The following is a 15,216-nucleotide window of genomic DNA, read 5'->3' as shown; positions in this document are numbered from 1 at the left end:
CGAATGAAGCAGGATCGCCCGGATGGTGCCTCTGCCCGCATGGTGCGCCTCGCCTATCTCGTCGCCGGCTTCGCCCTTCTGGCGCTCGGCATTATCGGCGCCTTCCTGCCACTGATGCCGACCACCATCTTCGTCATCCTCGCCGCCGGCTGCTTTGCCCGCTCCAATCGCCGGGTCGAGGACTGGTTGCTCAATCACAAGCGTTTCGGCCCGACCATCAGGGCCTGGCGCGCCGAGGGCGCCATCTCGCGGCGCGGCAAGACGCTGGCCACAGGCGGCATGGTGTTGGGCTACGTGCTGTTCCTGATCGGCGCCCGCCCCGACCTGCCGCTGGCGCTGTTCGTCCTTGCCGTCTTCGTCGCCTGCGCCTGGTACGTGTTGTCGAGGCCGGAACCGAAGGTCCGCTCCTAGCCCTTCACCCGGATGCTGACGTTGCCGCTGCCGTGCTGCAGCACCAGGTTGTAGAGCCGGCGGGCGTTCTCGGGGGAGAGGCGGACGCAGCCATGTGAGGCGACGCGGCCCAATCGCTTGGTGTCGTAGGTGCCATGAATGGCGTAGCCGCCGCGAAAGAAGATCGAATACGGCATCGGCGACCAGTCGTATTTCTTGGAATAGTACTCCTTGTACATCCGCTGCACGCCATAGCTGCCTTTGGGCGTGGTGTAGCCCTTGCGGCCGGTAGAAACGTCGAAACTGTATTTCGGCGCGCCGCCCACCGACACCCGCATGTGCTGCTCGGAGAGGTCGATGACGATGGAAACGTTGGCTGCGGCGGCGGGTGTTGCAATGGCGAGGAAGGCAACAAGCAGTAAAACGCGGATGAACATCTTGATGAACTCGAACTGGCGCTGCCGAAAGCTTCGCGCGAGCCCGTTGCAGACAGATTAATTTGGTCGCTTGCATCCGCTGGCTCACGCGCTCGTGACCCCTGGTGAGCACGGCGGTCCGTTGGGAACACCCGCGTGTACGGGTTTGCATTCGCGCGGACGCCTCACTATGGTGCGCCGAAATTCGACCCCGTTTCACTTGAGCTTCATGTCCAACGAAAACATCATCCGCGAGATCGACGAGGAACTGCGCAGCGACCGCGCGCGCAACCTGTGGCGTCGGTTCGGCCCCTATGTGATCGGCGCGGCCGTAGCCATCGTCCTCATCGTGGCGGTGAAAGAGGGCTGGGACTGGTGGCAGAACTCGAACTCGGCCCAGTCGTCGGACCAGTTCTATGCCGCGCTGCAGCTGGCCGACGGCACCGATGCCGAAGCGGCCAAGAAGGCGCTGGACGAGGTGATCGCGGCCAACCACGGCGGCTATCCGGTGCTCGCGCGCTTCCGTGAAGCTGCGCTGCTGGCGAAGGATGGCAAGACCGCCGAGGCGGTGGCGGCCTATGACGCCCTCGCCGCCGGTCAGCCCAACAAGTATCTGCGCGAACTGGCACTGGTGCTCGCCGCAAATCTCCTGGTCGACAGTGGCGATGTCGCCCAGGTCGAGCAGCGCGTCGGCGGCCTTGTCGGCTCGGCCAGCTCGATGCGCAACGCCGCCCGTGAGGCGCTGGGCCTCACCAAGTACAAGGCGGGCGATCTCGCCGGTGCCCGCCAGAGCTTCGAAGATGCGGCCAACGATCCGCAGGCGAGCCAGGAGCTGCGCAGCCGGCTGACCGTCTATCTGGCGCAACTGGTCGCCGAGGGCGTCGCCCCGCCGGTGGCGGAAGCCGCCGCGACCGAGACGCCTGTGGTCGTTGACCCTGCTACCGCCGCGCCGGCCGCGACTTCGGTTGGCGATGGACCGGTGCTCGATACCGCCCCGGCGCCCGAGGCCGCGCCCGCCATGGAGGCGCCCGCGATGCAGGCTGCTCCCGCGATGGAAGCCGTCCCGCCCGCGACCACGGACGCACCCGCGTCCACTGAAGCACCTGCCGCGCCCGCGAACTGAGGTTCGCGTCCGGCTCTAAATACTGGGGTCTCGCTTGACCGTTACCGTCGCCATTGTCGGCCGTCCCAATGTCGGCAAGTCGACGCTGTTCAACCGGCTCGTGGGCAGGAAGATCGCGCTCGTCGACGATACGCCGGGCGTCACCCGCGACCGGCGTGAGGCCGAGGGCCGCATCGGCGACCTGCGCTTCAAGGTGCTTGATACCGCCGGCTACGAAGACAAGACCGACGGCTCGCTCGAAGATCGGATGCGCCAGCAGACCGAGATCGCCATCCGCGATGCCGACGTCATCCTGTTCATGATCGACGCCAAGGCCGGCGTCACACCGCTGGACGAGCGTTTTGCCCAGGTGTTGCGCCGCGCCGGCAAGGACGTCCATCTGATCGGCAACAAGGCCGAGGGCAGGGCGGCCGATCCAGGGCTGCTGGAAGCTTACAATCTCGGTTTCGGCGAGCCGGTGGCACTGTCCGCCGAGCACGGGCTTGGCCTCGCCGACCTCCACGCCATCGTGTCGAAGGCCGTGGACGCCGCCGCCGAGAAGGCTGAGGCCGAGGCGCCGACGCTGGATGTGATGCCCGAGGTCGATGTCGACCTGCCGGTCGATGACGGCTCGACCGAGGAGGGGCCGGTCAAGCGCTGGGATCCCAAGCGCCATCTCAACGTCGCGATCATCGGTCGCCCCAACGCCGGCAAATCCACGCTGATCAACCGCATGGTCGGCGAAGACCGCCTGCTGACCGGGCCGGAAGCCGGCATCACCCGCGACTCCATCCTCGTGCCCTGGGAGTACGAGGGGCGAACCATCAACCTCGTCGATACCGCCGGCATGCGCCGAAAGGCGCGCATCGAACAGAAGCTCGAAAAGCTGGCGGTGAGCGATTCCCTGCGTTCGATCCAGTATGCCGAAGTGGTGGTGCTGCTGCTCGACGCGCAGATCCCATTCGAGAAGCAGGACCTGACGCTGGCCGATCTGGTCGAGCGCGAAGGCCGTGCCCTGGTGATCGCCGTCAACAAGTGGGACACCATCGAAGACAAGAACGCCAAGCTCGCCGAACTGCGCGAGCAGTGCGAGCGCTACCTGCCGCAGCTCAAGGGCATCCCGCTGGTCACCATCTCGGGCCTGCAGGGACGCAATATCGACAAGCTGATGCAGGCGATCTTCGCCATCGAGCGCAAGTGGAACAGCCACGTCTCGACCGCGCGGCTCAATCGCTGGCTGAGCGGCATGACCGAAAGCCATCCGCCTCCGGCCGTCTCGGGCCGCCGCCTCAAGCTGCGCTATATGACGCAGGCCAAGATCCGGCCGCCGAGCTTCATTCTGTTCGCCTCGCGCCCCGAAGCCCTGCCCAACGCCTACCAGCGTTACCTGGTCAACGGCCTGCGCGACGCCTTCGACATGCCGGGCACCCCGATCCGACTGTGGCTGCGGGGCGGCAAGAACCCGTTCGACAAGAGCGAGAAGTAGTCGCTGAATCGACAAGGGCGATGGCCTGTGAGGATGCCTGGCGCTGCTTGTCGGGCTATTCCTGACCGGCACCAGCAACCTGCGCCTTTGGCGCCTCGCGGGCCACTTCGACGCACCGTCATTGCACCCCTAACGATCCTCGCTATACTTCGCGCCTCCTAAGCGACCCGATGCTGAGTGCGGGGCCGCAACCTTGAAACGACATTGTTCCTCGAAATTCTGATTGTCGCCGTCCTGACGCTGGTCAACGGTCTTCTCGCAATGAGCGAACTGGCGGTGGTCTCGTCCCGCCCGGCGCGCCTCAAAGTCCTCGCCGCCGAAGGCAAACGCGGCGCCACCGTGGCGCTGAAGCTGCAGGAAGACCCCGGCAAGTTCCTCTCCTCGGTGCAGATCGGCATCACCCTCGTCGGCGTGCTCTCCGGCGCCTTCTCGGGCGCGACGCTGGGTGAGCGCCTCGGCGACACGCTGATCGGCGCCGGCATCAATCCCACGGTCGCCGCGCCGCTCGGCGTCGGCATCGTGGTCATCATCATCACCTATCTGTCGCTGATCGTCGGCGAGCTGGTGCCCAAGCAGATCGCGCTGCGCGACTCGGAAGGCGTCGCCACACGGGTGGCGCCGGCGATGGCGCTCATCGCTTCGATCGCCGCACCGCTGGTCTGGTTGCTCGATATTTCGGGCAAGCTGGTGCTGCGCCTGCTTGGCCAGAGTGGCGAGACTGACGAGCGCGTGACCGACGAAGAGGTAAAGACCCTCATCGCCGAGGCCGAGCATGCCGGCGTGCTCGAGACCGAAGAGCGTCACATGATCTCGGGCGTCATGCGGCTTGCCGACCGTTCGGCGCGCGGCCTGATGACCCCGCGTCTCGATGTCGAGCTCATTGACCTGAGTGAGACGCAGGACGAGATGATCGAAAAACTCCGCGCCACCCGCCACTCGGTGCTGCCGGTGCAGGATGGGGCGGTGGATTCGATCGTCGGCGTGATCGTCCGCAAGGATCTCGTCGAGAACGTACTGGCACGCGAACCGCTGGATGTGCGTACGCTGGTCAAGCAGGCGCCCGTGGTGATGGATCGCTCCAGCGCGCTCGACGTGTTGAAGGCCATCCGTGGCTCGCTGGTGCATATGGCGCTGGTGTTCGACGAGTACGGCCATTTCGAAGGCATCGTGACGCCCGGCGACATCCTCGAGGCAATCACCGGCGCGTTCCAGGAGGAAGAGGGCGACGAGAAGGCCTATGTCACCCGCGAGGATGGGTCATACCTCGTCTCGGGCTGGATGCAGGTCGACGAGTTCCAGGCGCATCTGGGCGTGCCCGTCCCCAAGGACGCCAAGTTCGAGACCGTTGCCGGTTTTGTGCTGGCCGAGCTCAACCACCTGCCGGCGGTGGGCGAGACGTTTGAGCGCGGCCACTGGCGCTTCGAAGTGCTGGATCTCGATGGTCGCCGCATCGACAAGATCCTGGTGACGCGGCTGAATTAGCCGCATGTGGAGCACCGACAGTAGTTGGAGGGCCTTCTCCCTTTGTGGGAGAAGGCAAGAGGTGCCCAGCGCCGTCATATGCGATTGCCCTGCCCGCAAGGGGGAGGGAAGCAGAGCCTAAAGCGGCCGCAACTCCGCCTTGTCCCAGTCGAACAGCATACGGTTCTCGGTGAACTCCGGTGCGATCATGTCGATCAGCTTGGGGGTCAGCGCCGCGGGGCGAGGCAGGGTGTCGGGGTTCTCACCCGGCATTGCCTTGGCCCGCATCGCGGTGCGCACCGCGCCCGGATAGAACACGTTGACCCGCACCGGCGTGATGCCGCCGACTTCGGCGGCGTAGCTCTTGGCCAGCGCCTCGACCGCGGCCTTGCTCGCCGCATATGGTCCCCAGTTGGCGCGCGCCGAACGCGCTGACGACGAGGAGACGATCACCACGCGGCCCGCCACCGACTGGCGCAGCAGCAGGTCGAGCGAGCGGATCAGCCGGTAATTGGCGGTGACGTTGAGGCCCATCAGCTTGTCGAATTCCTTGGGTTCGACATGCGCCAGCGGCCGCAACTCGCTCAGCATCGCCGCATTGGCGACGAACCCGTCGAGGTGCCCCCAGCGCTCGAAGATTGCGTGCCCAAGTCGGTCGATGCCGTCGAAATCGCTGAGGTCCATCGGCACCAGCGTCGTGCTGCCGCCGGCCTGCTGAATCTCGTCATCGAGCTCTTCGAGCCCCCCGATGGTGCGCGCCACCGCAATCACATGCGCCCCGCGCCGCCCCGCTTCCAGCGCCGCCTGATAGCCGATGCCGCGCGACGCGCCGGTAACGAGGACGATCTTGCCGGCAAGCGAGTTGGTGGTCATGCGTGGGGTTCCCGTGAGTTTCGGCTCGGGTTCTAGCGGGGGAGGGGCAGAGGCGCCAGTGCGGCTGATGGTCCGCTCACGCCGGAGCGAGAAGAGCCCCCACTCCTGTCCCTCCCCGCAAGGCGGAGGGAGACGCCATCACCAGAGCCGGTGTTCTGGTCTCCTCCCCCTTGCGGGGGAGGGACAGGGTGGGGGGTATCCTCGAGCCCGGATCGACGAGCTGCCACTGGTACTTACGTCCTGTCAGCTCGCTTCCTTCATCAACGACAGCGTCTTGGGATCGTTCTTGCTGCGGCCGTTGAGGTCGGTGAGCTTGGTCGGGTAGTCGCCGGTGAAGTGGTGGTCGGTAAACTGTGGGCTGAGCGGATTGCGCTTCACCCCGCCGACCGCGTCATAGAGCCCGTCGATCGAGAGGAAGGCGAGGGAATCCGCGCCGATGAACCGGCACATCGACTCGAGGTCGGGGTGCTGGTTGGCGAGCAGGTTCTCCGGGTCCGGGGTGTCGATGCCGTAATAGTCGGAGTGGAAGATCATCGGCGAGGCGACGCGGATATGCACCTCGCGCGCGCCCGCTTCACGGATCATCTGCACAATCTTCACCGAGGTGGTGCCGCGGACGATCGAATCGTCGATCAGCACCACGCGCTTGCCTTCGATCTCGGCCCGGTTGGCCGAGTGTTTCAGCTTCACGCCGAAAGCGCGGATCGACTGCGTCGGTTCGATGAAGGTGCGGCCGACATAGTGGTTGCGAATGATGCCGAGCTCGAACGGGATGCCGCTCGCCTGCGCATAGCCGATTGCCGCCGGCGTGCCGCCGTCGGGCACCGGCACCACCACATCGGCTTCTACCGGAGCTTCCCCGGCGAGATTGATGCCCATGCGCTTGCGTGCCGAATAGACCGGGCGGCCGGCGACGATCGAGTCGGGCCGGGCGAAGTAGACATACTCGAACAGGCAGATGCGCTCGGGGCGGGGCGCGAACGGTTTCACCGAGTCGATGGTGATCGAGCCATCGGGCTGGGTCTCGCAGATCACCACTTCGCCGTTCTCGACGTCGCGAACGAACTTGGCGCCGATAATGTCGAGCGCGCAGGTCTCGGAGGCAAAGATCGGCTTGCCGTCGAGATCGCCCAGCACCAGCGGGCGGATGCCGTTGGCATCGCGTGCGCCGATCAGCTTGGTGCGGGTCATCGCCACCAGCGCGAAGGCGCCCTCGAGATGCATCAGTGCATCGATGAAGCGATCCGAGGACGCGATTTTCTTGGAGCGGGCGATCAGGTGCAGCACCACCTCGGTATCCGAGGTCGACTGGCAGATGGCGCCCTGCGAGATCAGCTGCTTCCTGAGCGTCAGGCCGTTGGTGAAGTTGCCGTTATGGGCGATGGCGATGCCGCCGACTTCCAGTTCGGCGAACAGCGGCTGCACGTTGCGCAGGATCGTCTCGCCGGTGGTGGAGTAGCGGACATGGCCCATGGCGAGGTGGCCGGGCAGGCGCCCGACAGTCGCGGGGTCGGTAAAGTGATCGCCGACGAGGCCGAGCTGGCGTTCCGAATGGAACTGTTTGCCGTCGAAGCTGACGATGCCCGCCGCTTCCTGTCCGCGGTGTTGCAGCGCGTGCAGGCCGAGCGCGGTGAGGGTTGCAGCCTCGGGGTGGCCGAGGATGCCGAACACGCCGCACTCTTCGCGCAGCGTATCATGGTCCCATTCCGCGATCGGTTTGGCGTTCTGGGTCATCGGGCACCTCCAGGGTTCAGGTCGGGCCAAACAAGACGGGACCGCAGATGCGGCCCCGTTCACGAATATGCAATGCGCTCACCCGAATTTCATCAGGCGTTGGGCGCGGCCCCCTCGGCCGGCGGCTCCAGCGGCGCGTCGTTCTCGAGCTGGTCGGTGCCCTCTTCATTGGGCACGTCGGCATCCGGCGTCGGCACGTCGTCGGGCGAAGCATCCTCGCCAGTGCCGCCACCGGCGCCACGCTGCAGGATGTCGGTGACCTGCTTCTCGAGATCAGGCGGCAACAGCGCGATTAGGCTGTCGCCGAAATTGCGAAGGATCGGCAGCGAGCGCGACTCGGCCGCCCAGGAGGGCAGGTTCGAGGGCATCAGCCACAGCCCGAAGACCACCACGATCACCGCAATCAGCACGCCACGGGCGACGCCGAAGATGAAGCCCAGCGTGCGGTCGAGCGGCCCGATACGGCTGTCGACGACGAAATCGGCGATCCGCATGGTGATCAGGTGGAGGATGATCAGCGCCACGATGAAGGTGCCGAGCACCGTCACGATGTCGGCCACGATCGGTTCGGCGATATAGCCGCGCGCGATTTCCTTGTGGTTGAAATAGGCATAGGCGGCGATTGCCGCGGAGCCCGCCCAGGTCGCTAACGACAGGATTTCACGCGTGAATCCGCGGGCCGTAGCCAGGATCGCCGAAATCAGGACGAGAACGCCGATGCCGACGTCAAATGCAGTCAACATAGAGAAAATCCGCCCCTGGGACCCGCTTCAGGGTCCCGTGTAACCATTAATCGTGGCAAAGCCAAGCACGGAGGACGAGGTGCATGGCCGATGTTCACGGAAAGCAGGAAGCGTGGCCAAAGCGCTACTCTGCCGCCTGCCGCTGACCACGCGCGGCGATCCGTCCGATGAGCTCGGCGAGCTCCGCATACTCGCCCACCGCAATGCCGTTAGGCACGTCCCCCTTGCCCAGCCGGCCGGTTACCGCCCCTTGGAAACCGAGCTTCTGCGCTTCGCGCAGGCGCTGCGCAGCATGCGCCACCGGGCGTACGCCGCCGGCCAGCGAGATCTCGCCGAAATACACGTTTGAGGAGGGGAGCGGCGAGCCGGTGAGCGACGAGATCAGCGCCGCCGCCACGGCGAGGTCAGCCGCCGGCTCGTTGATCTTCAGGCCGCCCGCGACGTTGAGGTAGATATCATTGGCGCCAATCCGCACTCCGCAGCGGGTCTCCAGCACCGCCAGCACCATCGAGAGCCGCGACGAATCCCAGCCGATCACCGCGCGCCGCGGCGTGCCGAGCGGCGAGGGCGAGACCAGCGCCTGCACCTCGCACAGCATCGGTCGCGTGCCTTCCATGCCGGCGAACACCGCGGAGCCCGCCGCATCCTTGTCGCGCTGGTCGAGGAACAGCGCCGAGGGGTTGGCCACTTCGCGCAAGCCCAGCGTCGACATCTCGAACACGCCGATCTCGTCGGTGGCGCCGTAGCGATTCTTCACGCCACGCAGGATGCGGAAGGTGTGGCTGGCATCGCCCTCGAAATACAGCACCGCATCGACCAGGTGCTCGACGACACGCGGCCCGGCAATCTGCCCGTCCTTGGTGACGTGCCCGACCAGCACCACGGCGGCGCCGGATTTCTTGGCGAAGCGAGTCAGCGCCTGCGCCGAGGTGCGCACCTGCGTGACGGTGCCAGGCGCGCTCTCCACCCGGTCCGTCCACAGCGTCTGGATCGAATCGATAATCACCAGATCCGGCGGCGGGCCGTTCTGCAGCGTGGCGAGGATGATCTCGACATTGGTTTCCGATGCCAGCAGCACGGCACGGTCACCCAGCCCCAGCCGCTGCGCTCGAAGCCGGATCTGGGCCACGGCTTCTTCGCCCGAGACATAGACGATACGCCGGCCGCGTTCGGCCAGCGCAGCTGCCGCCTGCAGCAGCAGCGTGGATTTGCCGATGCCCGGATCGCCGCCGATCAGCACGGCGGAACCCATGACGAAACCGCCACCAGTCACCCGGTCGAGCTCACCGATCCCGGTCTCGACCCGCGCCGCTGTCTCCGTTTCGCCGGCCAGCGGCAACAGCTCAATCGGCCGTCCACCGGCGATTGCCGATTTCGGCCCGGCGCCGACACCCGAATCGACGATTTCCTCGACGATGGTGTTCCACTCGCCGCACGCCTCGCACCGGCCCTGCCACTTGGTGGTCAGGGCGCCACACGCCTGGCAGACATAGGAGGTTTTGGTTCGCGCCATAAGATGCCCCGAGGAGTCGACGAGAGGTAGCCGACTATGGGGGCAAAGGCAAGAACGAAGAGTGAACAACATCAGCGGTGCTACCGCCGCGGCCACTCGCCAATCACCTCATACCGTCCCTGCCCATAAAAGCTCCGCACCAGCGCGAATCCATCCACCCGCAGCGTCGGCGGCCGCTCCAACACCACCTCGGGCGCATTCACCCTGTCGTAGCAGAGCGTCAGGTGGAACGCCTCACTGGGGGCCGAGCGCACCTCGAAGCCGCGCTCCAGCATGCCCCAGCGCAGCAGCCGGGCGAGTTCGACCAGCGGCGTGTCCGAGCCGGGCCTGAGCGCCAACGGCGGCGAACCCACCTTGCGGCGGAAGCTGCCGATCCGGGTGAGCGTGATGTCGAACGGCTGGAAGCCGATCGCGTCACCGGTGGCCATTGCCAGGGCGAGGTCGCTACCGCTCAGCTCCTGGTAGAATCCGACCCCGACCAGCGAGATATGGAGCGTCGTAGCCGGCAGCAGCGCCGCGGTGATGCCATGGAGGCGGCGCTGTTCGTCGACCAGCTCCTGCAAGGCCGGCCTGATCCCGCCGCCCACCAGCACGGCGAAAAACACCGGGTCGCGCCCCTGGCGCGGCGGTACCCTGATGGACTTGAGTGGCCGCGTGTCCTCAGCGAACATCGACAGCTGTGGCAGATCGGTCATCTCATCGGTCCTCCGTTTTAGGGAGAAACAGGGAACCAGTGAGGCTGAAGCGCAGTCAAGAACAAAAAGAGAACAAACTTGAACTAAGGTGCGCGTCCGCCCTTCGCACAACTTGCCTATCGCGTCCGCCGTTGCGAAGCTCTCCCGGGACTCCGAACGGCCCGACCAGCGGCCGGAACAAGCAGACATAGGGAAGAGATGACCAAGATCACCGGGATCGAGACGATCCGTACGCGCGCCGACGGCACCTGGCTGTTCGTCAAGGTCCTGACCGATCAGCCCGGCCTCTACGGCATCGGCTCGGCCTCCGATCACTACCGCGCCAAGGTGGTGCAGGCGGCGATCGAGAACGTCACGCCCCTGCTGATCGGCCGCGACGTCAGCCGCATCGAGGATATCTGGCAGTCCGTCTATACCCAGAGCTACTGGCGCAACGAGGCCATCGGCAACACCGCGCAGGCCGGCATCGACATGGCGCTGTGGGACATCAAAGGCAAGGAAGCCGGCATGCCGGTGTACCAGTTGCTAGGCGGCAAGACCCGCAGCGCAGTCGCGGCCTATGCCCACGCCCAGGGCAACTCGCTCACCGAGCTCGAGGACGATGTCCGCCGCTACTGGGAGGAGGGCTATACCGTCATCCGCTGTCAGCTCGGCAATTACGGCGGCGGCGGCTTCCTCGATCGCGCCAATGCCCGCGGGCCGAAGAACCACTGGCCGCAGGACAAGGCCTTCGACGACGACGCCTACCTTCAGGCCATCCCGGAGATGTTCGCGCATCTGCGCGACAAACTGGGCTGGGGGCCGAAATTCACCCACGACGTGCACGAGCACCTCGCCCCGACCAATGCGGTGCAACTCGCAAAACTCCTTGAGCCCTATCGGCTCTACTTCCTCGAGGACCTGCTCTCGCCCGAGCAGGTCGGCTGGTATCGCCAGGTGCGCCAGCAATGCGCCACCCCGCAGGCGATGGGCGAGCTGTTCGTCAATCCGCACGAATACCTGCCGCTCATCACCGAGCGGCTGATCGATTTCGTTCGCGTCCGTATCTCGAAGGGCGGCGGCATCACCCAGGCGCGGAAGATCGCGACGCTCTGCGAATGGTTCGGCGTACAGACCGCCTGGCAGGAGGGCGGCGACAACGATCCGGTCAACCAGATGGCGGCGATGCATGTCGACCTCGCCTCCACTGCCTTCGGCATCCAGGAGGAGAACCACTTCAAGCCCGAAGAGTACGAGCTGTTCCCCGGTCACGCCGTGCTCGAGGGCGGCTACCTCTACGGCAACGAGCAACCCGGCCTCGGCCTCGACATCGACGTGAAGAAGGCCGAAGCGCTGCTCGATCCGGATAAGGCGGCGAAGTCGCACTACATGGCCGAAGACCGCCGCCGCGATGGCGGCATCGTCCGGCCGTAGCGAGTGCCGACGGGCGATTGAGGGGAGGCGGACTATCGGAAGCTCCATTGACTGGCAGGCGGAACTCGCTCACCTGGCCAAAGGGATCGTCATCCGGCATCGACAGCCGTTCCACCTCATCTCGCGCGCGGCATTCGAGGCGCAGGTTGCCGAGCTGTCTGTCCGGCTGCCCTTGCTGCCTGACGAGGCAAAGGTCGTCGCGCTGCGCAGCATCGCGGCCAGCATCGGCGACGGCCACACCTTCGTCGCCGCGCCGCCACGGCCGAAATTCCCGGTCGAGTTCTGCTGGTTCGGCGATGACCTCACGGTGGTTCGCGCCACGGCAGCCCACCGCAAGCTGATCGGCGCCCGACTGTTGGCGATCGGCGAGCAGCCGGCGGCGCTCGTGCAGAGCCGGCTGAACTGGCTCATCCCGCAGGGCGAGAACGGCGGCTATGTGCTGGCGCGCAGTGTCGAACTGCTGCGGGAGCCCGAGGTGCTCGCTGCTCTGGGCCTCCCGCCCCTGTTTCGCCTCGTCGATGCCGCCGGAACTGAACTGGTCGTGACGCTGCGGCCAGACGACGAGCCGCTGCTGACCTTCGAGCATGTTCCACTCTCGATGCAACGCATGAACGAACCGTTCTGGTTCTCGCGCCTCGCCGAACGGGATGCGGTCTACGTGCAGTTTCGCTCCTATGACGGGCTGGAGGCCAATGCCGTCAGGTTGTTCGACGCCCTCCGGCAACGGCCGGCGCGGCGGCTCATCGTCGACCTCAGGCGGAACGGCGGCGGCAACTTCCTCGCCGGCCGGCAATGGCTGCTGCTCCCCATCGAGCTGCTGGGGCTGATCGCGGGGCAACTGTTCGTATTGGTCGGTCGCCGCACTTTCTCGGCCAGCATGGTCAACGCCATCGATTTCCGCCGCGAAACTGAGGCGATCCTGGTCGGCGAACCGATTGGCGCACGGCCATACGGCTATCAGGAGAACGGCTGGTTCACGCTGCCGGGTTCCGGGTTGCAGGTCTCCGCCGCGACCCGGCTCTACCGTTTCGGTCCGGAGGATGCCGACAGCTTTCTTCCGGACCAACCGATCAATACCAGCCATGCCGACTTCGTCGCCGGCCGCGATCCGGTCCTCGAGTGGGCACTTGGCGCCTAGAGGTCCGGCATGCCGCTGAACACCTCGAGGACCACCCCGATGTCTGGCGCGCTGTCGAGATAGTGCACCTCGATGCCGGTGAAGGTGCCGCTGAGGGTGGATTGGCGGCCGCGTGCCTGCTGGTCTTTCAGCGTCTGCCGGAAGTCGGGCGTCCGCACCGCGACATGGTGCACGCCGCCGACCCCGCCGCGTTGGGCGAGGAACTTGCCGAACATGTCGTTTTCGTCCCTCGGCTCGATCAGTTCCCACATCACGTCGCCGATCATCGTCATGGCGATGCGCGACCGCCATTCGGCCGGCTCGCCGTCGACCAGGACGTTCTCGGCATTCTCCGGTCCGATCTCCATGAATTCCCACGGCCCGATGCCATACTGTTCCTCATAAGCGCGAACGGCAGCCTCGAGGTTGGGCACCACGATGCCAAGCTGCATCGTCTTGGTGAAGGTCGGCTGCTTTCCCGGCATGTTGGGCCTCAATATTCAACACAATTGTTGATCAACATATGTGTTGAATACGAACGCCAGAGCTCTGTCAAGCTGGTGGTTGGTCGACCGTGCCACAGCCGCTAGGGTGCCGGCCCACGTAAAGACCGAGGGAGCGCGGCATGCGGTTCGAGGGCCAAGCGATTTATGTCACCGGAGCAGGGCACGGCATCGGCCGCGCCACCGCGCGGCGCCTCGCCGCCGAAGGTGGTTCGATTGCAGTCTCCGATATCGATGGCCCCGCGGCGGAGGCTGTCGCCGCCGAAATCGCCGCGGCGGGCGCGCGGGCCTTCGCCACCACTTGCGACGTCACCAGCCGTGACGCCGTCGATGCCTCCATCGCCGATACGGTCGGTCGCTTCGGCAAGCTCAACGTTCTCGTCAACACCGCCGGTGGCGACTGGAACGAGCCGGCGCTCGGCGAAATTCCGGACGAGCTGTTCGATCGCAAGATGGACGTCAACCTCACCGGCGTGTTCCGCTGTGTCCGCGCCGCGCTGCCGGCGCTGATCGCGGCCGGGCCGGGCAGCAACGTCGTCAGCATCGGCTCGATCAATGGCAGCTGGGCGTTTGGCGGCTACGCCTATTCGGCGGCGAAGGCCGGGCTCGAAATCCTCACCAAGAACCTGGCGGCCCGCTACGGCAGTCAGGGTGTCCGCTTCAACCTGATCAGCCCCGGCACCATCCGAACGCGCAACTGGACGGTGCGCGAAGACGATGGCGGCAAGCGTGCCCGCAAATATCCGCTCGGCCGCCTCGGCGAGCCCGAAGACATCGCCGCCGCTGTCGCCTTCCTCGCCTCGGCCGATGCCTCCTGGATCACCGGTATCAACCTCCCCGTCGAGGGCGGCATCATGACGGGCGGCCTGCACGACCTGATCATGGAGGGCTGATCCGTCGCAGGCGGGCAGGGCGCCAGCCGCGACCGATCACGTCATGCCGTACCGGTCAACCGATCGCGGATCTCCGTATCGGACTGGGGGATGTTGCCACCCGGGGTCAACCGATCCACCGACTCCGGAATTGCCGTAGCGAGACGCTTGAGCAGTTCCTCGCGTGACAGGCCGGTACGCTGGGACAGCTCGGCGAGATTCTCTGCCCCAACAGCCTGCTCGACCTGTTCGGGGGAGAGGCCCTTGGTCGGAACGCCCACCGTAACCCAGGAATCGGCGGTCTCCGCTTGGCCCGAATTGCGGAAGCTGTCCATCAGGTCACCCAGCCCGCCTGTCAGCACATTGCCGTTCCCGGGCCGGCTCGCCTCTGTGCCATTGGCGCCACCACCGAACAAGTCGCCCAGACTGCCCAGAATACTCGAAAGTCCGTCCTGCGCGGGAGCGCCATCCGCCCCTGTGCTGGAGCGGTTCTGAAACCCCTTCAGCGCCTCGGCGATCTTGTCGCGGTTCTGGTAGCCCGCCACAGCGAGCAAACCGAGCAGGGCGACCATTGAGGGCATTGCGTTCTTGGCCATGTCACGGGTCCTTTCAAAGGATGAGGTTGGGCGGTCAGGCGCGACGGCGCATGAAGGCGCCCCAGGCGAACAGCACGATCACCGCGCCGACGACGGCGCCGATCAGGCCTGCGCCTTCACCGGGCGCATACCAACCGAGGGCCTGGCCAAGGAAGGAGGCGACGAATGCACCGACGATGCCCAGCACCGCCGTCATCACGAAGCCCGAGGGGCCGCCGCTGTTTGGCAGGATCAGCTTTGCGACAATGCCCGCGATCAGGCCGATGATAATGGTCCACAGAATGCCCATAGGCGCGTTCCCC

16 protein-coding genes are annotated in these 15,216 nt (G+C 65.9%); 7 read left to right on the top strand and 9 right to left on the bottom strand.

Annotated features, from left to right (window positions below; translation table 11 throughout):
* The first annotated feature begins 3 nt into the window (after positions 1–3).
* Positions 4–411, top strand: a complete 408-nt coding sequence (locus AC1ROK_RS21770) for a YbaN family protein (RefSeq protein WP_492850811.1) — start codon at positions 4–6, stop codon at positions 409–411.
* Here the strand turns inward: AC1ROK_RS21770 and AC1ROK_RS21765 are convergent.
* Positions 408–827, bottom strand: a complete 420-nt coding sequence (locus AC1ROK_RS21765) for a L,D-transpeptidase (protein ID WP_492850809.1) — start codon at positions 825–827, stop codon at positions 408–410. The genes AC1ROK_RS21770 and AC1ROK_RS21765 overlap by 4 nt on opposite strands.
* A gap of 208 nt (positions 828–1,035) precedes the next feature.
* Between AC1ROK_RS21765 and AC1ROK_RS21760 the strand changes: the two genes are divergently transcribed.
* The 3 genes from AC1ROK_RS21760 (at position 1,036) to AC1ROK_RS21750 (ending at position 4,876) form a co-directional block, all read left to right on the top strand.
* Positions 1,036–1,929: a tetratricopeptide repeat protein gene (locus tag AC1ROK_RS21760; protein WP_492850807.1), complete on the top strand. Its 894-nt coding sequence runs from the start codon at positions 1,036–1,038 to the stop codon at positions 1,927–1,929.
* Between the two features lie 34 nt (positions 1,930–1,963).
* The gene (gene der, locus AC1ROK_RS21755) at positions 1,964–3,394 is read left to right on the top strand and encodes a ribosome biogenesis GTPase Der (protein ID WP_492850805.1); all 1,431 of its coding nucleotides are present in this window, start codon (positions 1,964–1,966) and stop codon (positions 3,392–3,394) included.
* 219 nt (positions 3,395–3,613) lie between these two features.
* Entirely contained in the window at positions 3,614–4,876 is a 1,263-nt protein-coding gene (locus AC1ROK_RS21750) for a hemolysin family protein (RefSeq protein WP_492851315.1), read from the top strand.
* 117 nt (positions 4,877–4,993) lie between these two features.
* Here the strand turns inward: AC1ROK_RS21750 and AC1ROK_RS21745 are convergent, their stop codons facing one another.
* The 5 genes from AC1ROK_RS21745 to AC1ROK_RS21725 all read right to left on the bottom strand — a co-directional run bounded on the left by AC1ROK_RS21745 (position 4,994) and on the right by AC1ROK_RS21725 (position 10,413).
* Positions 4,994–5,728 carry an SDR family NAD(P)-dependent oxidoreductase gene (locus AC1ROK_RS21745; RefSeq protein ID WP_492850803.1) on the bottom strand — a complete coding sequence of 245 codons (735 nt, stop codon included), beginning with the start codon at positions 5,726–5,728 and terminating at the stop codon, positions 4,994–4,996.
* 243 nt (positions 5,729–5,971) lie between these two features.
* Positions 5,972–7,462: an amidophosphoribosyltransferase gene (gene purF, locus AC1ROK_RS21740; protein ID WP_492850801.1), complete on the bottom strand. Its 1,491-nt coding sequence runs from the start codon at positions 7,460–7,462 to the stop codon at positions 5,972–5,974.
* A 92-nt stretch (positions 7,463–7,554) separates the two neighbouring features.
* Positions 7,555–8,205 (bottom strand): CvpA family protein, encoded by a 651-nt coding sequence (locus tag AC1ROK_RS21735; RefSeq protein ID WP_492850799.1) that lies wholly within the window; start codon positions 8,203–8,205, stop codon positions 7,555–7,557.
* A 124-nt stretch (positions 8,206–8,329) separates the two neighbouring features.
* Positions 8,330–9,718: a DNA repair protein RadA gene (gene radA / locus AC1ROK_RS21730; RefSeq protein ID WP_291311346.1), complete on the bottom strand. Its 1,389-nt coding sequence runs from the start codon at positions 9,716–9,718 to the stop codon at positions 8,330–8,332.
* Between the two features lie 80 nt (positions 9,719–9,798).
* Positions 9,799–10,413 carry a 2'-5' RNA ligase family protein gene (locus tag AC1ROK_RS21725; protein WP_492850796.1) on the bottom strand — a complete coding sequence of 205 codons (615 nt, stop codon included), beginning with the start codon at positions 10,411–10,413 and terminating at the stop codon, positions 9,799–9,801.
* A gap of 198 nt (positions 10,414–10,611) precedes the next feature.
* On the opposite strand from AC1ROK_RS21725, the gene AC1ROK_RS21720 reads away from it, so the two are divergent.
* Complete coding sequence (locus tag AC1ROK_RS21720) at positions 10,612–11,826, top strand: enolase C-terminal domain-like protein (RefSeq protein WP_492850794.1); 1,215 nt, start codon at positions 10,612–10,614, stop codon at positions 11,824–11,826.
* Positions 11,804–12,964: a S41 family peptidase gene (locus tag AC1ROK_RS21715; protein ID WP_492850792.1), complete on the top strand. Its 1,161-nt coding sequence runs from the start codon at positions 11,804–11,806 to the stop codon at positions 12,962–12,964. Before AC1ROK_RS21720 ends, AC1ROK_RS21715 begins: the two co-directional genes overlap by 23 nt.
* Here the strand turns inward: AC1ROK_RS21715 and AC1ROK_RS21710 are convergent.
* Positions 12,961–13,428 (bottom strand): VOC family protein, encoded by a 468-nt coding sequence (locus AC1ROK_RS21710; protein WP_492850790.1) that lies wholly within the window; start codon positions 13,426–13,428, stop codon positions 12,961–12,963. The genes AC1ROK_RS21715 and AC1ROK_RS21710 overlap by 4 nt on opposite strands.
* 140 nt (positions 13,429–13,568) lie before the next feature.
* Between AC1ROK_RS21710 and AC1ROK_RS21705 the strand changes: the two genes are divergently transcribed.
* Positions 13,569–14,339 carry an SDR family NAD(P)-dependent oxidoreductase gene (locus tag AC1ROK_RS21705; protein ID WP_492850788.1) on the top strand — a complete coding sequence of 257 codons (771 nt, stop codon included), beginning with the start codon at positions 13,569–13,571 and terminating at the stop codon, positions 14,337–14,339.
* A gap of 41 nt (positions 14,340–14,380) precedes the next feature.
* Here the strand turns inward: AC1ROK_RS21705 and AC1ROK_RS21700 are convergent, their stop codons facing one another.
* Complete coding sequence (locus AC1ROK_RS21700) at positions 14,381–14,914, bottom strand: YidB family protein (protein WP_492850786.1); 534 nt, start codon at positions 14,912–14,914, stop codon at positions 14,381–14,383.
* A gap of 34 nt (positions 14,915–14,948) precedes the next feature.
* Entirely contained in the window at positions 14,949–15,203 is a 255-nt protein-coding gene (locus tag AC1ROK_RS21695; RefSeq protein WP_492850784.1) for a GlsB/YeaQ/YmgE family stress response membrane protein, read from the bottom strand.
* Positions 15,204–15,216 lie beyond the last annotated feature (13 nt).

This window comes from Devosia sp. GW821-FHT12F11, assembly GCF_058806655.1.
The sequence above is the reverse complement of the archived record's forward strand: the minus strand, read 5'-3'. Positions and strand labels throughout refer to the sequence as shown.